12 protein-coding genes, 1 tRNA gene, 2 rRNA genes and 1 other RNA gene are annotated in these 22347 nt (G+C 33.2%); 13 read left to right on the top strand and 3 right to left on the bottom strand.

Features of this window, described 5'->3' with window-relative positions; translation table 11 throughout:
• Positions 1-14: 14 nt before the first annotated feature.
• The gene (gene pdaA / locus ACTG45_RS15100; RefSeq protein WP_021385662.1) at positions 15-956 is read right to left on the bottom strand and encodes a delta-lactam-biosynthetic de-N-acetylase; all 942 of its coding nucleotides are present in this window, start codon (positions 954-956) and stop codon (positions 15-17) included.
• Between the two features lie 342 nt (positions 957-1298).
• On the opposite strand from pdaA, the gene ACTG45_RS15095 reads away from it, so the two are divergent.
• The 3 genes from ACTG45_RS15095 to ACTG45_RS15085 all read left to right on the top strand — a co-directional run bounded on the left by ACTG45_RS15095 (position 1299) and on the right by ACTG45_RS15085 (position 6137).
• A 16S ribosomal RNA gene (locus ACTG45_RS15095) occupies positions 1299-2801 on the top strand.
• 282 nt (positions 2802-3083) lie between these two features.
• Positions 3084-5980, top strand: a 23S ribosomal RNA gene (locus ACTG45_RS15090).
• Together the 16S and 23S rRNA genes with 1 tRNA gene alongside form the textbook arrangement of a ribosomal RNA operon.
• Positions 5981-6062: 82 nt before the next feature.
• Positions 6063-6137: transfer RNA gene (locus ACTG45_RS15085), tRNA-Thr, on the top strand.
• Positions 6138-6332: 195 nt separating this feature from the next.
• Here ACTG45_RS15085 and srtB read toward each other — a convergent pair.
• A complete protein-coding gene (srtB, locus tag ACTG45_RS15080; protein ID WP_479917305.1) occupies positions 6333-7016 on the bottom strand; it encodes a class B sortase in 684 nt (227 codons plus the stop codon).
• A gap of 130 nt (positions 7017-7146) precedes the next feature.
• Between srtB and rnpB the strand changes: the two genes are divergently transcribed.
• The 8 genes from rnpB (at position 7147) to ACTG45_RS15040 (ending at position 17940) form a co-directional block, all read left to right on the top strand.
• Positions 7147-7482, top strand: an RNA gene (rnpB, locus tag ACTG45_RS15075) — RNase P RNA component class A.
• A gap of 276 nt (positions 7483-7758) precedes the next feature.
• Positions 7759-10347 (top strand): SPOR domain-containing protein, encoded by a 2589-nt coding sequence (locus ACTG45_RS15070; RefSeq protein ID WP_479919281.1) that lies wholly within the window; start codon positions 7759-7761, stop codon positions 10345-10347.
• A 123-nt stretch (positions 10348-10470) separates the two neighbouring features.
• The gene (locus ACTG45_RS15065) at positions 10471-12462 is read left to right on the top strand and encodes a hypothetical protein (protein WP_021385583.1); all 1992 of its coding nucleotides are present in this window, start codon (positions 10471-10473) and stop codon (positions 12460-12462) included.
• A complete protein-coding gene (locus ACTG45_RS15060) occupies positions 12452-12772 on the top strand; it encodes a hypothetical protein (protein WP_479917302.1) in 321 nt (106 codons plus the stop codon). The genes ACTG45_RS15065 and ACTG45_RS15060 overlap by 11 nt, the downstream gene beginning before the upstream one ends.
• A 191-nt stretch (positions 12773-12963) precedes the next feature.
• The gene (gene galU, locus ACTG45_RS15055) at positions 12964-13839 is read left to right on the top strand and encodes a UTP--glucose-1-phosphate uridylyltransferase GalU (RefSeq protein ID WP_044213845.1); all 876 of its coding nucleotides are present in this window, start codon (positions 12964-12966) and stop codon (positions 13837-13839) included.
• A 23-nt stretch (positions 13840-13862) separates the two neighbouring features.
• Positions 13863-14876, top strand: a complete 1014-nt coding sequence (galE, locus tag ACTG45_RS15050) for a UDP-glucose 4-epimerase GalE (RefSeq protein ID WP_021385580.1) — start codon at positions 13863-13865, stop codon at positions 14874-14876.
• 109 nt (positions 14877-14985) lie between these two features.
• Positions 14986-16920, top strand: a complete 1935-nt coding sequence (locus tag ACTG45_RS15045) for a cell wall-binding repeat-containing protein (protein WP_021385607.1) — start codon at positions 14986-14988, stop codon at positions 16918-16920.
• A 156-nt stretch (positions 16921-17076) separates the two neighbouring features.
• Entirely contained in the window at positions 17077-17940 is an 864-nt protein-coding gene (locus ACTG45_RS15040) for a DUF3800 domain-containing protein (RefSeq protein ID WP_021385641.1), read from the top strand.
• Positions 17941-18148: 208 nt separating this feature from the next.
• On the opposite strand, the gene ACTG45_RS15035 is transcribed toward ACTG45_RS15040, so the two are convergent.
• Positions 18149-19030 (bottom strand): LysR family transcriptional regulator, encoded by an 882-nt coding sequence (locus ACTG45_RS15035; RefSeq protein WP_021385590.1) that lies wholly within the window; start codon positions 19028-19030, stop codon positions 18149-18151.
• 412 nt (positions 19031-19442) lie between these two features.
• Between ACTG45_RS15035 and ACTG45_RS15030 the strand changes: the two genes are divergently transcribed.
• Together ACTG45_RS15030 and ACTG45_RS15025 are read left to right on the top strand one after the other, a co-directional pair.
• On the top strand, positions 19443-20291 hold the full coding sequence (locus tag ACTG45_RS15030; protein WP_021385594.1) for a sugar phosphate isomerase/epimerase family protein: 849 nt from the start codon (positions 19443-19445) through the stop codon (positions 20289-20291).
• 77 nt (positions 20292-20368) lie between these two features.
• Positions 20369-22291: an oxidoreductase gene (locus ACTG45_RS15025; RefSeq protein WP_021385605.1), complete on the top strand. Its 1923-nt coding sequence runs from the start codon at positions 20369-20371 to the stop codon at positions 22289-22291.
• The last annotated feature ends 56 nt before the right edge of the window (positions 22292-22347 follow it).

The raw sequence follows: 22347 nt of genomic DNA, 5'->3' as shown, positions 1-22347 counted from the left end.
TGTAATTTAAAGTATTAATACTTTAAAAGCTCAAACTCATATCCTAGCTTTCTTGCATCTGATATAAAATCATTTAAAATTTCTGTACTAGTTTTGGAAACTGCATGTAATAGTAAAATAGAACCATCGTGTAAATTATCCATTATTTTTTTGCTTGCTTCTTCATGTGATGGTTGTTTTTCAGTATCCCAATCTCTGTATGCAAAACTCCAAAATATAGTCTTGTATCCTAAATTTTTAGTCATTGCTAAGCTTTTCTCTGAGTATTTGCCCATAGGAGGTCTGAAAAATTTAATCATATCCTTTCCAGTCACATCCTTGTAAAGTCTTTCAACATCAGAGAACTCATCATTAAAGCTTTTTAGATTACTTGTTTTTGTTGGCATAGATGGATGAGATTTACTGTGATTTCCAACTATATGTCCTTCAGATACCATTCTTTTAACTAAGTCTTTATTTTCTTTTATGTATGGAGATGTAACAAAAAAAACTGCTTTAACCTGATTTTGTTTTAAATTGTCTAGTATCTTTGATGTATATCCATTTTCATAACCCTCATCAAATGTAAGGTATAAAGTTTTCTGACCATCTTTTTTAGGTCCATTGTATAGGGCATCATAGTCAGAAAATTTAAAGTCAATGTCAGTATTTACTTCTGGGGTCTTGTGTTTAGTGTTTGGTATGTAAAACCAATCAAGAGTGGTGTTATCTAAAGAGGATACATCTAGCTTGTCACTATCATTATCAGTAGTATCTTGTTTTGGTGGTTTATCTGTTCCATCTGAAACGACAACATTGGAAGTATCCTTATCGCTATCTACTTTTTTAGTATCTTCTTGCGATTGTGTTTCTTTATTTTGGTTTGTATTCTGTTTGTTCTGTGAATTTGAACATCCAACAATAAAAAAAACAGATATAGAAAGTAGTGTTAAAAAATATAATACCTTTCTAAACATTTTGAAGCTCCTTTCTAAATTAACAACAATTGTATATAGTATTATTATAATTGTAAATTGTTATTAATAATAGTTACATCTTTGAAAATAAAGTCACAATTGTATTACAAAAGATGAATAATCGATAAATTTAAGAAAAAATGAAAAAAGTAGTTGACCATACTATGATAAGATGTTATTATAATAAATGTGCTCAACAAGAAGTAAAGAAATAACAAGCACAAATAAGTTAATTAAATGAAATGAACTTTGAAAATTAAACAGTAGGTTAATTTATAAAACAAGAAACAAACCATAAAGCCAGATATTTTGATAACAATAGTATCTGAGCCTGATAAACTTTTATTTGAGAGTTTGATCCTGGCTCAGGATGAACGCTGGCGGCGTGCCTAACACATGCAAGTTGAGCGATTTACTTCGGTAAAGAGCGGCGGACGGGTGAGTAACGCGTGGGTAACCTACCCTGTACACACGGATAACATACCGAAAGGTATGCTAATACGGGATAATATATTTGAGAGGCATCTCTTAAATATCAAAGGTGAGCCAGTACAGGATGGACCCGCGTCTGATTAGCTAGTTGGTAAGGTAACGGCTTACCAAGGCGACGATCAGTAGCCGACCTGAGAGGGTGATCGGCCACATTGGAACTGAGACACGGTCCAAACTCCTACGGGAGGCAGCAGTGGGGAATATTGCACAATGGGCGAAAGCCTGATGCAGCAACGCCGCGTGAGTGATGAAGGCCTTCGGGTCGTAAAACTCTGTCCTCAAGGAAGATAATGACGGTACTTGAGGAGGAAGCCCCGGCTAACTACGTGCCAGCAGCCGCGGTAATACGTAGGGGGCTAGCGTTATCCGGATTTACTGGGCGTAAAGGGTGCGTAGGCGGTCTTTCAAGTCAGGAGTGAAAGGCTACGGCTCAACCGTAGTAAGCTCTTGAAACTGGGAGACTTGAGTGCAGGAGAGGAGAGTGGAATTCCTAGTGTAGCGGTGAAATGCGTAGATATTAGGAGGAACACCAGTTGCGAAGGCGGCTCTCTGGACTGTAACTGACGCTGAGGCACGAAAGCGTGGGGAGCAAACAGGATTAGATACCCTGGTAGTCCACGCTGTAAACGATGAGTACTAGGTGTCGGGGGTTACCCCCCTCGGTGCCGCAGCTAACGCATTAAGTACTCCGCCTGGGAAGTACGCTCGCAAGAGTGAAACTCAAAGGAATTGACGGGGACCCGCACAAGTAGCGGAGCATGTGGTTTAATTCGAAGCAACGCGAAGAACCTTACCTAAGCTTGACATCCCAATGACATCTCCTTAATCGGAGAGTTCCCTTCGGGGACATTGGTGACAGGTGGTGCATGGTTGTCGTCAGCTCGTGTCGTGAGATGTTGGGTTAAGTCCCGCAACGAGCGCAACCCTTGTCTTTAGTTGCCATCATTAAGTTGGGCACTCTAGAGAGACTGCCAGGGATAACCTGGAGGAAGGTGGGGATGACGTCAAATCATCATGCCCCTTATGCTTAGGGCTACACACGTGCTACAATGGGTAGTACAGAGGGTTGCCAAGCCGTAAGGTGGAGCTAATCCCTTAAAGCTACTCTCAGTTCGGATTGTAGGCTGAAACTCGCCTACATGAAGCTGGAGTTACTAGTAATCGCAGATCAGAATGCTGCGGTGAATGCGTTCCCGGGTCTTGTACACACCGCCCGTCACACCACGGGAGTTGGAGACGCCCGAAGCCGATTATCTAACCTTTTGGAAGAAGTCGTCGAAGGTGGAATCAATAACTGGGGTGAAGTCGTAACAAGGTAGCCGTATCGGAAGGTGCGGCTGGATCACCTCCTTTCTAAGGAGAATTACCTACTGTTTAATTTTGAGGGTTCGTTTTTACGAATACTCAAAATTAGCACTTTAAGCAACAGAATAAACTGAACGAATGTGAAGTTTGTTTGTTGGCGACGTGCGTTAGCACTTTAAGCAACGGGATTTATACGTTGGCGATGTGCGTTAGCACTTTGAAAACTGCATATATATTTAGTGATATGACATCTAATTTGTAATATATAAAGCTGATAACTTTTTAAAATTATCAAGTTGATAGACTTTAATCTATCAAACCTTTTTAACTGGTCAAGTTATTAAGGGTGCAGGGCGGATGCCTTGGCACTAGGAGCCGATGAAGGACGTGATAAGCTGCGATAAGCTTCGGGGAGTTGCACGTAAACTTTGATCCGAAGATTTCCGAATGAGGAAACTCACTTAGAGTAATGTCTAAGTATCATTAAGTGAATACATAGCTTAATGAGGGGAACTCAGGGAACTGAAACATCTAAGTACCTGAAGGAAGAGAAAGAAATTCGATTCCGTAAGTAGCGGCGAGCGAACGCGGAATAGCCCAAACCAATAAAGTTTTCTTTATTGGGGTTGCGGACATATCATAACGAAGAGGTATCGTAATTGAAGAGGTTTGGAAAGACCCACCACAGAAGGTAATAGTCCTGTATGTTAAACGAGAAGACTTTAGATATGATCCAGAGTACCACGGGACACGTGAAACCCTGTGGGAAGCAGGAGGGACCACCCTCCAAGGCTAAATACTACCTAGTGACCGATAGCGTATAGTACCGTGAGGGAAAGGTGAAAAGAACCCCGGGAGGGGAGTGAAATAGAACCTGAAACCCTGCACTTACAAGCTGTGGAAGCACATTTCTTGTGTGACCGCGTACTTTTTGTAGAACGGGCCAACGAGTTACGTTAAGTAGCAAGGTTAAGCACTTAAGGTGTGGAGCCGTAGCGAAAGCGAGTTTTAACTGAGCGTTCAGTTACTTGACGTAGACCCGAAACCGGGCGACCTACCCATGAGCAGGATGAAGCGAAAGTAAAATTTCGTGGAGGTCCGAACCCACGAGCGTTGAAAAGCTCGGGGATGACTTGTGGGTAGCGGTGAAATTCCAATCGAGCCCGGAGATAGCTGGTTCTCCCCGAAATAGCTTTAGGGCTAGCCTCAAGGTGAGAGATACGGAGGTAGAGCACTGAATGTCCTAGGGGGTATTGCACCTACCGAAGACTATCAAACTCCGAATGCCGTCATCTTATACTTGGGAGTCAGACTGTGGGTGATAAGATTCATAGTCGAAAGGGCAACAGCCCAGATCGTCAGCTAAGGTCCCTAAATGTAAGTTAAGTGGTAAAGGATGTGGGATTGCACAGACAACCAGGATGTTGGCTTAGAAGCAGCCACTCATTCAAAGAGTGCGTAATAGCTCACTGGTCGAGTGATCCTGCGCCGAAGATTTCCGGGGCTAAAACTTACTACCGAAGCTACGGCATCATTATGATGGGTAGGGGAGCTTCCCATACGGGTTGAAGCATGACCGTAAGGACATGTGGACAGTATGGGAGTGAGAATGTTGGCATGAGTAGCGAGATGTGGGTGAGAATCCCACAGGCCGTAAACCCAAGGTTTCCAGGGGAAGGTTCGTCCGCCCTGGGTTAGTCGGGACCTAAGCTGAGGCCGAAAGGCGTAGGTGATGGACAACAGGTTGATATTCCTGTACTACCGATAACCGTTTGAGAGATGGGATGACACAGTAGGATAAGCTAAGCACACTGTTGGTTATGTGTGCCCAAGCATTGAGGCAGTCAGAGTAGGTAAATCCGCTTTGATAATGCTGGGATGTGATGGGGAGCGAAATTTAGTAGCGAAGTAGCTGATTTCACACTGTCAAGAAAAGTCTCTATCGAGGTTAAAGGTACCCGTACCGCAAACCGACACAGGTGGGTGAGGAGAGTATCCTAAGGCCCGCGAGAGAACTGTTGTTAAGGAACTCGGCAAAATGACCCCGTAACTTAGGGATAAGGGGTGCCACCATCCGGTGGCCGCAGAGAATAGGCCCAAGCGACTGTTTACCAAAAACATAGGTTTCTGCTAAGTCGCAAGACGATGTATAGGAGCTGACGCCTGCCCGGTGCTGGAAGGTTAAGGGGATCTGTTAGAGTAATCGAAGCAGTGAACTTAAGCCCCAGTAAACGGCGGCCGTAACTATAACGGTCCTAAGGTAGCGAAATTCCTTGTCGGGTAAGTTCCGACCCGCACGAAAGGCGTAACGATTTGGGCACTGTCTCAACAACAGACTCGGTGAAATTGTAATTCCGGTGAAGATGCCGGATACCTGCGACAGGACGGAAAGACCCCATGGAGCTTTACTGTAGCTTGACATTGGGTCTTGGTACTACATGTACAGGATAGGTGGGAGGCTTTGAAACCAGGACGCCAGTTTTGGCGGAGCCATCCTTGGGATACCACCCTTGTAGTACTGGGACTCTAACCATAGGCCATGAATCTGGTCTTGGGACACTGTCAGGTGGGCAGTTTGACTGGGGCGGTCGCCTCCCAAAAGGTAACGGAGGCGCTCAAAGGTTCTCTCAGTACGGTCGGAAATCGTACGTAGAGTGTAAAGGCAAAAGAGAGCTTGATTGCAAGACATACAGGTCGAGCAAGGATGAAAATCGGACTTAGTGATCCGGTGGTTCTGCGTGGAAGGGCCATCGCTCAACGGATAAAAGCTACCCTGGGGATAACAGGCTTATCTCCCCCAAGAGTCCACATCGACGGGGAGGTTTGGCACCTCGATGTCGGCTCATCACATCCTGGGGCTGTAGTAGGTCCCAAGGGTTGGGCTGTTCGCCCATTAAAGTGGTACGCGAGCTGGGTTCAGAACGTCGTGAGACAGTTCGGTCCCTATCCGTCGCAGGCGTAGGAAATTTGAGAAGACCTGTCCTTAGTACGAGAGGACCGGGATGGACGTACCTCTGGTGTACTAGTTGTTCTGCCAAGGGCATGGCTGGGTAGCTATGTACGGAATGGATAAGCGCTGAAAGCATCTAAGCGCGAAGCCAACTTCAAGATAAGATTTCCCACCGCAAGGGTAAGACCCCAGAAAGACTATCTGGTTGATAGGTCGAAGGTGTAAGTGCAGCAATGTATTTAGCTTATCGATACTAATAGGTCGAGGACTTGACCAAATTATTTGATGTTCATTCAGTAAAATATATATGTAGTTTTTAGAGTGTTAATTAAAAATTAGTTTTACTATATAATAAGTTTGCTGGTGTGGCTCAACGGTAGAGCAGCTGACTTGTAATCAGCAGGTTGTAGGTTCGATTCCTATCACCAGCTCCAGTAAAGACTATGTTAAAGGCATAGTCTTTTTTTATTGTTTAATATATATTATTTTATAGTACATATTTTTAGTAATTTATGAGTTAATCACATATAAAATGACACAGTCTAAAATTCTTATTTTAAACTGTGTCTAGAAGTTTTGAATATAGAAGTTTTTAAATAAAAAAGTTCAAATACCTATAAAAGATATCTCTAATTTGAAACTAATTTACCATGAATCACCATTCTGGCATCATCAAATTCATAAGTACAGGTAGAAAGTGTAACTATTTTATCATTATTATTTACATTAATAGGAGATTTGTGCAATGACTTAGAAGTAATATCCTTTATGTAATTTTGATAATCTGATTCACTGTTAAAACTTGTTTTTAAATAGTCATAATCTGATTCTACAATGTAAGCAGAAAAGACATCATATAAAAACTCTTTCCCATTAAGGATAATTTTTATTTGATTATTTTCTTTAAAAAATGTTTCATCTTTAAACTTATTTAGATTATTAAACATAGTTTTATTTTTCATATTATGTCCATATATTATGACATTTTGGTCATCAAGAGATTTATTTCTATAATCCATAAATAATGTCCCTGAAATAGAATCTTTTTTATAAAAGTCTTTGTCTAGATAATAAGAATTATCTTTAGATTGTACAACTGGATAATTTATATTTGTATTCTTAACAGAAATCCAAAACTTAAAATCACTATTTATTTTTGATAAGTCTTCTTTTTTATCTTCTTTTTTTTGAAGTTCAGAAGATGTCTTAGTATCATGATTGTATTTGGTAAGTTTTGAGTATATATTAAATCCGCTGTAAATTATAACTAATATTAATATAATGTTAATTATTGTTTTATATGATTTTTTCAATATTTCACCTCAAGTCAAAATAGTTTATATACTTATATTACACTATTTTTGAAGAAATTTAAATTTTTAGTATAATATGTCTTTGACATATTGAAAAATTTATGTTAACATAACTAAGTGAAATAAATATTAAGTAAGCCAGATAATCGCATGTAGTTTTACATGAGGAAAGTCGGAGCTCCATAGAGCAGGGTGCTAGGTAACGCCTAGTGGGAGCGATCCTAAGGATAGTGCAACAGAAATAAACCGCCACCTTGTGTGGTAAGGATGGAAAGGCGAGGTAAGAGCTCACCAGCAGCTAGGAGACTAGCTGGCTATGTAAACCCCACCTGGAGCAAGACCAAGATAGGAATGAAGAGTGCTGCTCGTACTCTCCGGTAGGTAGGTCGCTTGAGCTTATTGGTGACGATAAGCCTAGAAAGATGATTATCTAATACAGAACTCCGCTTATAGACTTGCTTAATTATTTTGATAGTCAAAACATCAGTTTAAACTGGTGTTTTTTTATTTGTAAATTTGTCTAATTTACTTTTAAAATTTTGAGGAATATTGTAATATAAGTTAGTACAGATATTAAAAATGGTATAATATAAGATAGATATAAAAAGAAAAGGTAAAATGATGTAAATAATATGATATGATATAAGATGTAGCAAATTTAATAAATAATTATTTAAATATCATAATCAAATTAGTAACTTTGCACAATGTAAATATTACAATAAAATAATTGATTTAAGGAGTGAAGGTTTTGAGTGAAAATAATATAATAAGAAACACTGTTTTAAATGTCACAGCAAGTTTTTTAAAACAAGAGTCTAAAATAAATGAAAAATTAGATGGTGTTTTGGAAAAGAAATTTGAAAAAGTAGAATTTAATGAAGCAAAATATGCTGAGCTTTTAAAATTTAATATATTGTTTTATAAGACATTAGCAAGAAATACAGAGCCACTTATTGGCAAATGGATAGTAGATAAGTACATACCTGAGATAGATGAATTAGAAAAGGATTTAGAATTAACTACAGCCAAATGTAGAAAGTATGTAAATAATGCGATGAAAGAAGGTTTAGACTCTCTAAAAGCCAATGATTTAAATAGTTTTCTAGCATATGATAAAATGGAGCTATCAGAGAGAAGAAGACGTTTAGAAAAGGATTATAAGGTTTTAAACTTATATAAAGACCTTCTCAACATATCGCTTAGAAAAATAAGTTTAGAAAAGAAAGAATGCGGAAGTTTATTTCTTAAAAATCAAGCTGATGCTAAAAGAGAATTAAAAAGAGAGATTATATTCTGTGTAAATAAGATATTAGCTAGTAATAAAGATGTAGTAGCTAAGAATGTGGAAGAAAATAATGAACAAGATAGAGTTGAAATAAAAGCTACAGAAATTGAAGATTTGCAATTAGGTAAAGATAATTCAGAAAATGATTCATTATTAAATGAAGTTAAAAAATCAAGAGTGGAACAAGAATCAAAGACAAATGATATAAACTCAAAGTTTATGGATAAATTACATAGTTTAAATGATGAAAGCATATCACAAACAATATACAATGAATATAAAAAGTTGTGTGGATTAGAAGAACTTCATTCTGTTGAAGGATATGGCTTTGGTAAAGATGCTATTAAAGATTTTGCTTGTGCAACAATTGCATTAGAATTTTTAAAGAGAAGACATAGAGACCTTGTAGAAGGTGCAATGAGACTAACTATAATTGGAGAATTTGGTGCTGAAAACTTTAAAGAATTTGTAGACTATGTAATTAAAAATAAAACAGAAATTAGTGAAGGTGTATGGAATGAAGCTCATAATCTGATAAAAGATAACTATAATGAATTAGAAAATCATGAGATTGCATCAAAAAGAACTAGAAAAAATAAAGACATCGACATTGAAGAATATATTTATATGATAAAAAATGCAGATAAAGATATTTGCTTTAGAAGTAGTATCTCTATAGAAGATGATGTTAAAGAAGAGACTAAAGAAGAAGTAGATAATCATGATGAAAATATAAGTGATATTGTAGAAGAAAAAGAGAATACAGACAAAGAAGACAATATTGATAAAGAAGATATAACCGAATCAGAAAATAAAAAGAGTAAAAAGAAATCTAAATTATTTGGATTCATGAAAAAAGAAAATAAAGAAGAAAAAATTGACCAAGAAATTGATCAAGAAGAAGTTGAGCAGAAAGAAAATAATTTAGATGACATTTCTTCTGATGTAATTTTAGATAAACCTATTGAAAATAATCAAGAAGAGTTAAAAGAAGTGGAGCAAGAAGAAATAGAAGAAGTAAAACAAGACCTAGAAGAAGAACGTAGTGTAAAAATAGAAAAGCCAATAAATAATGACTTAGATGAAAAAATATCTTTAAATAGTGAATCTAAACCTAAAAAAGAAAGTAAAGATTTAGAAGAGGAAATACCAAAAGAAATAAAAGAAGAAAAATTACAAAATGAAAAAGCAGAAAGTGAAAAGTCAGTAATAATACCTATTAATAAGAAAGAAAGAGGCAATAAAAAATCAAAACATTCTTCTAATAATAAATCTAGAGAAAATAAGGTAGAAATGAAAAAGTATGAATCAAATAAAGATGATTCTAAAGACGATTATATAGAAGATGAAGAAGTTGGCTCTAAGAAGAGCAGAGTAAAAGAAACTATTATAGCAGTAGTTATAGTAGCAATTGTTGGTGTGGGTTACTTTATAACAGTAGGTAATAACAAGAAAAATGAGAAAGCTGTTACTCCAAAAACATCAACTCAGCAACAAGCTAATAACAAACTAACAGAGGAAGAGAAAAAAGCAAAAGCTGAAAAAGAGAAAAAGGAAGCAGAAGAAAAAGCAAAGGCTGAAAAAGAAGCAGAAGAGAAGGCAAAAGCTGAAAAGAAAGCAGCAGAAATGGAAGCATATAAAGATGGTAAAGGTGTGTATTATACTGTTTATGCTGGTTCACTTAAAGTTGAAAAAACAGCAAAAGAAACAGCAAAAGAATATGAAGCTAAAGGTATCTCTTCAACAATAATTCAAGAAAATGGATACTATAAAATAAAAATAGGCGATTATTCTCAATATGGGGAAGCACAAGAAAAATGTAATGAGCTAGCTAAGAAATCTATTGATACATATATAGCGATGTATGATAAGTACTATGATTATAAATTAGAGGATTTAAAAGAATCAGCTCCTTCATTGAGTGCTGAAGAACTTAGACAAAAATATGAAGATTTAAGAAGTGAATTAAGAAATAAATCTGGATATAGTGAATATGTTAGACATTTAGATAAACTTTATGAAGAAATAGTTGAAGGTGCTTAGGATATTATAAAAAATAAGGAGAAATTATGTCTCAGAATAAATAATATTAAAAGATATTATTTATCTTGAGGCATTTTGTTCACCTTTAGAGAATACTTATAATTTTGTTTAGGTGGTGAAGGTATGTTGAAATTAGGAGAAAAAATCATATATGAGCTTTCAGATGGCTTTGAGCTTAATGGTATCAGTAGATACTCAAAAGAATATAAAAAACTTCATATAACAAATTTAGGTAATATAATAATTAGTAAACCAGATGAAGTTAATGATGATACAGGGGTAAAATATATATATAGTTTTTCAGACAATAAAGAAAAATTAGAAGCAGTTTTAGAAGGTTCTCAAATAATTGTCTATGGAAATAACTTGCCTTTTTATATAAAAAGTGAAAATTCAAGTAAGAATGTTACAGCAAACCTGACTATGAAAATAACTGTAGATGAATATGATTTAATCTGTAAAAGTCAAAGAGAATTTATATTTTATATAAAGGACAATATGACTATATTAAGTTTAGATGATAATAAGTTTTATATGGGTGGAATCAATAAGGATAATGAGAAGTTCATATTTATCAGTGGGAAAAACAGATTTGAAATAAACTTTGATGATATAGAAAGATATATTTTAGAAGACAAAAGAGTCTCTTTAAAGGGATATTTTCATATGGAAAGAGAAGGTATCATAGTAAGGTCTGTATCTATATTCAATAACAACATAGAGAATATAGTTCCATCTGATTTAAATGAAAGAGTTAAAGATAATAAAAAAATAGGAAACCTTCCTAAAGATTGCGATATAGTCTTTTGTAAGATATCAGGAAATATAGATGGATTTGATTACAAAAACACAAATATGCTTCTAGTAAAATATCAAGACCAATTAATTTTTATAAATAAGAAGTCTAAGAAGACTATTGTAAAATCAGCAAAAGATAATTGTTCAAAGTTGAATTTTGGAGAAGACATTATATTATACGACAGTAAAAATGTATTCAACTTACACATAAATGATAAAAATAAAGCAATTATGCAGATAGATGATTTAAATGATATAGAAAATGAAATAGTAGGATATACATTAAAACATGCTCCATTTTTTATTCAAGAAGATTTCGATAGTTTGACTATTCTAAAGTCTTTCCAAAAAGAAATCATATCTATAAAAAATAGTGATGTAAAAGATATTGTAATTAATAAGGAGCTTGAAAGTGAAAATTCTAATTTTGTAGAGACAGAAATAAAGTTTAATAATCAAAAACTAACTTTGAATCTAAGTAAAAGTATGGTTCAAAAACTTATGCAAGATGTTTTTATATATGCAAAACAACCCCTACTTAAAGATACCTCTATTGAAGTTTTATATAAGAATTGGTCTAAAGCTATGAATGATATGATAATATTTAATTTCTTTGGAAATATTTATTATATGAAATATGAGTTTGATAAGGTTCTAAAAAAAGAATTAAATGATGAAATAAGAATAGAAGTTATAAATGAACTTTATAAGCAAGTACAGGAACAAAGAAACAATTTAGACTTATTATCAGCCTATATGCCAAGAATATTAGAAAATCAAGAGATAGAGTTATTTGAAAAATATAATGCTAAACTTGATATACAGGTATTTAAGCAGATTAAAAACCTATTATTCGATTTATCATATAATATCAGTAGTTATTTAGATGAAGTTGAAAAAAGCCTAGATAACATTATATTTGTAATCTCAGGAGAAGATAAGAAGAAGTACAATTATAGGATGCTAAAGGAAAGCGAAAGTGCAAGTCTTGATGTATTTTTAAAACAAGCCATATCAAGATTAAATCATTTGGTAGAAAATATGTATCCTTATTATGTGGACGAAACTAGTAGAGAAATATTTAAGTTATTTGAAATTTTATGGAAAAGCTATAAAAATATCAATGATGATAGTATAAAAGAAATATTATTCGAGAGAATAACAAATACATATGTATTTAGACAATTGACATTAAATAATGGTACAAATGAAAGAAGAAAAGACATAATTGAAAAAATATATAATTCTGTTGATTATGGAGCAAATAAACTAGATGAAAATATGTTTTTCACAGGAGGAATAAAGTATGTCAAGTAAATACAATGTTTGGAATTTTAACTATGAGTTTTTAGGATTAAACTCAGGAGATGAAAAAAATAATGAAGTTTATTATGAGATTGATTTAGATGAAATTTTAAATGAAAATTATATAGGTGAAGATATAGATGGAGATTTAGATGCTGATGGAAATAGCATTTTAGGAGAATTGATATCGGAGATGGATATAGACGAAGATGTAAGTGTTGATATGACATATCAAGAATTAGAAGTTGATTTGGAAGATTTAGATTCTTATTTGGATGATGATATAGATAGCGATATTAAAGGTATCTTAGATGAAATTTAGTGCCGATATAAGTTTCAGATAAAATATAAACAATAATATATTAACTTATAAAATTAAAGGTAGATGAAATTTCATCTACCTTATATGGTCTTAAGGCATTAATTATTGGGATAATATAGAGTTTGAAGAAAAAGTATAAATATGGTATATTAATTTGGTACAAGAGAAAATTTATGAAGAAGGGTGAAAAGATGCAGATGACAGTTAAAAAAGCGATAATACCAGCAGCAGGGCTAGGAACTAGGTTTTTACCAGCAACAAAATCACAGCCCAAAGAAATGCTTCCTATAGTAGATAAACCAACTTTACAGTATATAATAGAAGAAGCTATAGAATCAGGAATTGAAGAAATTCTTATAATAACAGGTAGAAATAAAAAATCTATAGAAGACCATTTTGATAAATCAGTTGAATTAGAGTTAGAATTAGAGCAAAAAGGTAAGACAGAGATGTTAGAAATGGTAAGAGATATATCAAATATGGTAAATATTCATTATATAAGACAAAAAGAGCCAAAAGGTCTTGGGCATGCAATTTACTGTGCAAAAAGCTTTATAGGTGATGAACCATTTGCTGTATTGTTAGGTGATGATATAGTAGATTCAAATGTTCCTTGTCTAAAACAATTAATAGATACTTATAATGAGTATAAAACAACTGTTCTAGGTGTACAAAAGATAGCTAAAGAAGATACTAATAAATATGGTATATTGGATGTAAAACATATAGAAGATAGAGTATACAAAGTTAAGGATATGGTTGAAAAACCTGCAATTGAAGAAGCACCATCAGACATAGCTATACTTGGAAGATATATAATAACTCCTGCAATATTTGATATATTAGAGAAGCAAACGCCTGGTAAAGGTGGAGAGATACAACTGACAGATGCGCTTCAGACTCTTGGAAAACAAGAGGCCATTTATGCGTATAATTTTGAAGGTAAAAGATATGATGTGGGAGATAAAATTGGTTTTCTAGAGGCGACGATAGACTTTGCATTAAAAAGAGAAAATCTAAAAGACGATTTAATGGATTATATGAGAAAAAAAGTAAGTGAAAAATAAATATTAGAAAAGAGGTAATTACTATGGCAGTTTTAGTAGCTGGGGGAGCAGGATATATAGGAAGCCATACAGCAATAGAACTTTTAGAATCAGGTTATGAAGTTGTTATAGTTGATAACTTAAGTAATAGTAGTTCAATAGTAGTTGATAGAATTAAAGAGTTATCTGGAAAACCAATAAAATTTTATAATATTGATATCAGAAATAAAAATGAAATGCATGTTGTATTTAAAGAAAATAATATTGAATCAATTATACATTTTGCAGCTTTAAAGGCTGTTGGTGAATCAGTAGAAAAGCCGATTGAATATTATAGCAATAATCTAATAAGTACTTTAAATTTATTTGAATTAATGAGAGAATATGGTGTTAAAAAGTTTGTATTTAGTTCTTCAGCTACTGTATATGGAGACCCACATACTTGTCCTATATTAGAAGATTTTCCACTTTCTGTAACTAACCCATATGGAAGAACTAAGCTTATGATAGAGCAGATGTTAGTAGATATATCAAAAGCAGATGAATCATTAGATATAGCACTTTTAAGATACTTTAATCCAGTAGGTGCTCATAAGAGTGGTAGAATAGGTGAAGAGCCAAATGGAGTTCCAAGTAATTTAATGCCTTATATAACAAAAATAGCAGTAGGTAAATTAAAAGAATTAAGTGTGTATGGAAATGATTATCCAACACATGATGGAACAGGGGTTAGAGACTATATACATGTATTAGATTTAGCTGCTGGTCATGTGAAAGCATTACAAAAACTAGAAGAAAATCCAGGTCTTGTTGTTTATAATTTAGGAACTGGGAAGGGCTATAGTGTTCTCGATTTAGTCAAAGCATTTTCTAAAGCAAGTGGAAAAGAAATACCATACAAAATTGTAGGAAGAAGAGCTGGAGATGTAGCTATGTGTTATGCAGATTCTTCTAAGGCAGAAAAAGAGCTTGGATGGAAAGCTAAATATGAACTTGAAGAAATGTGTCAAGATTCTTGGAGATGGCAAAGTATGAATCCAAATGGATACGAGGAATAGAATATAATCAAATGTATAAATGTAACAAATTTGTAAATATAAGGGATTGGTAATTTTATGTTATAATTAGACACATGTAGTAATGTTTCTAAAAGAGGGGGAAGTTATAGTGAAAAAAAGTCTAAAAAAGTATTTAGTACTAGCACTGACTTTAGTTTTAGTATTCGCATGTGGGGTACCAGAATCAAGTGCAGCCAGCAAACATGTGATTATAGTAAACTCAAGAAAAAATACTCTAGGATACTTTGTAAATAGTAAACTTGTAAAAGAGTTTAAAATTGCAACAGGGAAAAAAGGTTCAGAGACACCAACAGGGAAGACAAAAGTAGTTAATAAGATAAAAAACAGACCATATTATAAAGGTAATATACCTGGAGGAAGCCCAAGAAATCCATTAGGAGATAGATGGATGGGACTTGCATTAAAAGGAACTTATGGAGATACATATGGAATACATGGAAATAATGATGAGAGTTCTATAGGAAAGCATATTTCTGGTGGATGTATAAGAATGCATAATAAAGAAGTTAGATGGTTATTTGACCAAGTTCCAGTGGGTTCAGATGTAATTATAGATTATAGCAATGACAGTTATATAAAAATAGCAGCAAAATATAAGATAAATTTAAACCAAACAGGATGGAAAACAGAAAATGGTAAGAAGTATTATGTAAAATCTGATGGAACATACCAAAAAAATAGTTGGTTAAAAGTAAATGGAAAAATGTATTATTTTGATGCTTCAGGAGTAATGCAAACAGGATGGAAAACAATTAACAACAAAAAATATTACTTAGGAACTGATGGAGTAAGAGTATCTGGATGGAAAGTAATTGATGGAAAGACTTATTACTTTAATGCAGATGGAGTAATGCAAACAGGCTGGCAAGAAATAGATGGAAAGAAATACTATCTAGATGCTGATGGATTATCAGTTACAGGCTGGCAAGAAATAGATGGTAACAAATATTACTTTGACAAAACAGGAGTAATGCAGACAGGATGGCAACAAATAGAAGGAAAATCTTACTATTTAGATAAAGATGGTAAAATGCTAACTGGTACTCAAAAAATAGATGGAAAAGATTATACTTTCAATGAAGATGGAACTATAAATCCTACATGGGATACAGTTATAGGCGCAAATAGATTTGATACAGCTAAGAAGATAAGTTCAGTTGGAAACTGGAATGCTGAGAGTTCAGATACTGTAATATTAGTAAATGGTAATGCAATAGCTGATGGTATAACAGCTACTCCTTTAGCAAGTAGTTATAATTCAACAATATTACTTACTAATACAGATAAATTACCATCTGAGACTATTGAACAAATGAATTTATTAGCACCTAAAACAGTAATATTGATAGGTGGAGAAAATGCAATAAGCTCTAAATTAGAACAAGAAATAAAAACTACTTTTAATACAGAAACAAAGAGAATAGCAGGTCAAGACAGATACCAAACTGCTACAAAAATAGCTACAGAACTTGGAAGTAGAGAAGAAATAAAAACAGCTTATATGGTTTCTGGAAGTGGAGAAGCAGATGCACTATCTATAGCTTCTAAAGCTGGAGAAGAAAAGCAACCTATAATATTGCTTAAAAAAGATGGAATTACTGAAGAATCTTATGCATGGCTAACAGAAAGAAAATTAGAAAATGCATACTTTATAGGTGGACCAAGTGCAATTAGTGATTCAGCAATAGCAAAAATGAATGAGATAACTACTGAAGATGTTTCAGGAAATAGAATATATGGAAATAGCAGAGTAGATACTAATGCTAAAGTAATAGAGAAATTCTATGGAGATGTTGATTTACAAGCTATATTAGTTAGTAAATCAGATACTTTAGTGGATGCTTTATCAGCTGGACCATTAGCTGTAAAATTACATTCACCAATAGTTCTAGTGGATAATTCAGGATTATCATCAGAACAACAAAGAGTATTTGCAAATAAAAAAGTTGAAACTCCTTATCAAATTGGAGGAGGAGTATCTTATATAGTAATGGACAAATTAATGGATATTATTGGAAAATAATAAACCTATACATTAAGAAATAACTATAATTGAGATGTGAAATTCAATCGTCAAAAGCGTTGATTGTTTTTACATCTCAATTTTTTAGTGTAAAATTAAATTTAAGTTATATAAAAATCTTGGAATATTTTTAAAACTCATATAAAATGGATATAGATGCTATCATCATATGTTAAGAGGGTGAGTGAGATTACAAAGAAAAAATATATAATGTTTATTGATGAAAGTGGAAGGGCCGATATAAATCATGAAGACCCATTTACATTAACAGGAGTAATTTTTGAATATAAATATGCAGTGAGTCAAGGAGATTATGTCTGTTCTTTAAGGAAAGAAATGGATGTATTTAAAGAACAGTGCTTTGGTACTAGTAATATAGGAATACATTTGACAGATATATCAAGAAAATCAAGAGCATTTGAGAAGTTTGATGATTCACAAATTAAGTTTTTTTATGATGAATTACCTTTATTTCTATCTAGATTAGAGTGTACTATAATATCAGTAACAGTAGATAAAGCTAGATTAAAAAAATATTATGCACCTTCAAAGGAACCTTATGTAGTGGCTTTTATACATGTACTTCAGAACTTTTATTCGTTCGTAAATGATGAAACTGTGGAATCTGCAAGAATAGTTATCGAATCAAGAGACGACGTATCAAATCTAAAAGTACAAAAGGCATTTTTTGATGTTTTTAATAATGGAACAATATATTTAGACATAGATGAGGAATTAAGAGATAAGGTTAAAGGTTTTATAATTGCTAAAAAGGAAGATGTAGATTATAGAGAAGGTTTGGAGATAGCAGATATTTTATGTAATCCTCTTAGCAGAGCAAGAAGAGGCTTAATAGAAGCTAATCCAAAATGCATGCAATATGGAGAAAAAAATAAAATATTTAAATCTGTAAGAAATAAAATATATACTCCAACTAGTGTAAATGATATAAGAAATTGGGGATTCAAAGAGGTTCCTATTGTAGAGCCTGTTGGACCATGGCTCGAAAAAATGAGGTAGGTAGCATTGACAAGTGCTATAAAGTTTGATATAATGTAAATAACCTAGTTATTCAGGAACTGAAATTCAGTTGCTGTTGTATAACGATAATTACTGAGACTCGGATGCCGACTGTCAGTTAGGAATCTATACTTTTAAAAGTATAGATTTTTTTATTTTATAAAAATAATAAAAGAGGGTATTTAAAAATAACCCCTTTATTAATAAATTATAGTTGAGCGTTTTTAATGACGAAGTTTTTAAAGTTTTTAATTGCAGGAGGTAAATATCTATCTTTTATAACTGCTAAGTAGAAATTTCTTTCCCAACTTGGGTGAACAATCTGAATTACTTTCACTTTTGTAAAGCTGAGCATATTCATATTTGGTACTACAGCAATTCCAAAATTTTTTGCAACTAATCCAGCAATTACTTGGTCTTCTTCCACTTCATAGACTATGTTAGGTTGTTGATTTATTTTTTTAAACATATCATCAATTATATATCTAAGCCCACTTCTCTGATTAAATACTATTTGAGGATAAGGGATGGTTTCTTTTAAGTCTATAGTATCCTTTGCAGCTAATGGATGGCTATATGGTACAATTAATACTAAATCTTGTTTAGCAACAGGTATAAATTCAATTCCTTTTTCCTTTTCAAGTTTCGAACAAAAAGCAATATCGTATTTTCTTTCTTTAAGACCTTGAATAATGTCAGTCGTTACACCAGTATGAAATTTAAAATCTATTGATTTATCAGGATTAGATTTTAAAAATTTATGCACTATATCAGGGATAAAGTCAGTACCTAAGGTTCTAAGGAAAGCCAGGTCTATTTGTCCTTCACCAGTACCAGTTATTTTTAATGATTTTACACTTGAATCTAAAATTTCTAATGATTTTTCCACGTCTTTTAAAAATATTTTTCCATATTTAGTAAGTACTATGTTTCTACCTTCCTTTTCAAATAGAGCCACTCCAAGTTCACTTTCTAGCAAAGATATAGCATGACTTAAGCTTGGTTGTGTTATAGATAAATTTTCTGCTGCTTTTGTATAGTGTTCTAAATGTGCCAATGTAACAAAATAGCGTAGGTGATATAAATTCAATTTTTGTTCATCCTTTCCTGGGTATTTTTATTTATATATTTGGAGAAGCTGATCTTCAAGATATTTTTCACATTTTTATTATATATGATTATGCAGTAAGAATAAAAGCTTTTAAAAAAATTTATCGTTTTTTGTCTGAATTATAAGATAAAGATATTTATATGATGCACTAGAAAGCAAAATAAGTATCCCATAAATAAAATCTATAAACAAAATCTATGAATTGATAGGAAATTATCAATTTGTTATTAGTAAAGTCTCATGGTACAATAAATTTATAAAATCTAGATAAAGATAAATCAAAAAATACTATTGTTTTTAAAGTTAAATAATACTACTAGTAGGATAAATAAAAATATAAAATCAAAAATACTATTGTTTTTAAAGAAAATAAAGGGGGCAAATTTAACTCATGAATAATCAAAAAAATCTTAATATTCCAATTACAATTAGTTCTTATACACTAGGTACAGAAGTTTCATTCCGTGATAGAGTGCGTATTGCGAAAGAAGCTGGTTTTGATGGTATTGGATTACGAGCTGAAAATTATGTAGATGCAAAAAACGCTGGAGTTACAGATGAAGAAATGCTTGCAATTCTTGAGGAATATAATATGAAAGTTACAGAAGTAGAGTATATAACTCAATGGGGAACAGAAGAAGACAGAAGCGAAGCTCAAAGAGAAAAAGAGCAAAATGTTTATCATATGGCTCGTTTATTTAATGTTAAACATATAAATTGCGGTTTATTAGAAATGATACCTGAAGAACAAATTATAACAGCATTGGGACAATTATGTGATAGAGCAGGAGAACTTATTATAGGTCTTGAGTTTATGCCATATAGTGGTGTGCCAGACTTAGCTACTGCATGGCGTGTTGTTAAGGGATGTAATCGCGAAAATGCAATGCTTATATTAGATACTTGGCACTGGGCTAGAGCAAAACAGACAGCAAAAGACCTTGCACCTGTTCCAGCAGACAAGATAGTATCAATTCAAGTATGTGATGTTTTAGAAACTCCTTATGAAAAACTTAGAGATGAATCACTACATGACCGTGTAGTTCCAGGTGAGGGATATGGAAATACAGAAGAATTTGTGAAAATAATAAAAGAGCACAATATATCACCAAGAGTTATAGGAGCAGAAGTAATATCTGACTCTTTAATATCTAAGGGATTATCAACTGCTGCTGAAACTGTATTTAATGCAACTAAAAAAGTTTTAGATAAAGCATGGCCTGAAGTATCTCCAAAATAAATCTATAAAATAGAAAAATATACAAAGTATTATAATATGAAAATTTTAAATCAAAACTTGAAAGGAAGGAAAACCTTATGAAGATTAGTTCTATGTTTACACCTATAAAAATTGGTTCGATGACAGTTCCAAATCGTTTTGTAGTTCCTCCTATGGGAAATAATTTTGCAAATACAGACGGGACTTTAAGTGAAACTTCTAAAGCTTATTATCTTGAACGTGCTTTAGGTGGTTTTGGATTGATAACTATAGAATCTAGTGTTGTAGACAAAAAAGCAAAAGGAGGCCCTCGTAAACCTTGTTTATATGATGATAGTACAATAGATAGTTTTAAAAATGTAATAGATGCTTGTCATAATGCAGGTTCAAAGGTATCTATACAATTACAACATGCTGGTTCTGAAGGGAATGAAAAAATAGCAGGTCATCCACTAAAAGCTGCATCTGCAATCCCTGCATCGAATGGTCGTAACACACCATTAGCAATAACAACTGAAGAAATATATGAACTTATAGAATCTTATGGAGATGCTGCATTACGTGCACAAAAAGCTGGTGCAGATGCTGTTGAAGTTCACTGTGCTCATGGATATTTAGTTAGTAGTTTTATATCACCAAGAACAAATAAGCGTGTAGATGAGTTTGGTGGATGTTTTGAAAATAGAATGAGATTAGCTCGTCTTATTATTGAAAATATACGTAAAAAAGTAGGAGATTCTCTAGCAATATTATGTCGTATAAATAGTACAGATGATATTTTAGGTGGAATAGATGTACATGATAGTTCAGTAATAGCAGCATATCTAGAAGACTGTGGAGTAGATGGACTTCATGTTTCTCGTAGTATACATATACATGATGAATATATGTGGGCTCCTACAGTTTTACATGCTGGATTCAGTGCAGAATTAGTCACAGAAATAAAAAAAGCTGTTAGTATACCAGTAATAACAGTTGGACGTTACACAGAACCACAATTTGCTGAGTTAATGGTTAAACAAGGTAGATGTGATTTAGTAGCATTTGGTAGACAAAGTTTGGCTGACCCAGAAATGCCTAATAAGGCTAAAAATGGAAAGTTAGATGAAATGATACCATGTATTGCCTGCTTACAAGGATGTGTACCAAATATGTTCCAAGGTAAACCTATAGCCTGTCTTGCAAATCCTATATTAGGTCATGAGGCAGAACTTAAACCAGCTGAAACTAGTAAAGAAGTGTTGGTTGTTGGTGGAGGCGTTGGAGGTATGCTTGCAGCATGGGTATGTGCTAAAAGAGGGCATAATGTAACTTTAGTTGAAAAGTCTGAAGTTCTAGGTGGTCAAATGCGTTTAGCTGCATATCCTCCAGGTAAGGGAGATATCACTAATTTAGTTAGAAGTTACATTTCAAAATGTAATCAATATGGTGTGAAAATATGTACTAACACAGAAGCTACAGTAGAACTTATAAAAGAAAAATCACCTAATGCAGTTATTATAGCTACTGGAGCAACTCCACTTGTACTTCCTATACCAGGAATTAATGATTCAGGATTGATACATGCTGTAGACCTTCTTGATGGTAATAAATCTTGTGGGAAAAAAGTACTTGTTGTTGGTGGTGGAATGGTTGGTTGTGAAGTGGCAGCTTTCCTTGGAGAACAAGAGCATGAGGTTACTGTTATTGAGCTTAGAGAAGAAGTTGGTGCAGACGTGATTTCAGAGCACCGTAAGTTCCTTATGAATGATTTTGAAAATTATAATATACATACTGTTACTGGTGCAAAAGTTGCTAAATTTTATAATGATGGTGTCGACTATTTACTTGCAGATGGTACAGAACACGATTTAAAAGGATTTGACTCAGTAGTGCTTGCTATGGGTTCTCGTAATTATGACCCATTAAGTGAATCTGTAAAACAATTTGTAAAAGAAACTTATGTTGTTGGGGATGCAGTAAAAGCACGTAGAGCATTAGATGCAACAAAAGAAGCCTTTGAGGTAGCATTAAATATATAAAAATAAATAAATTTTTCTTTGCAAATAATTGAGTAGATTATTTGCAAAGAAAATGA

It is taken from the genome of Clostridioides sp. LIBA-7602 (assembly GCF_056688945.1).
This window is presented reverse-complemented; position numbering and strand designations above follow the sequence as displayed.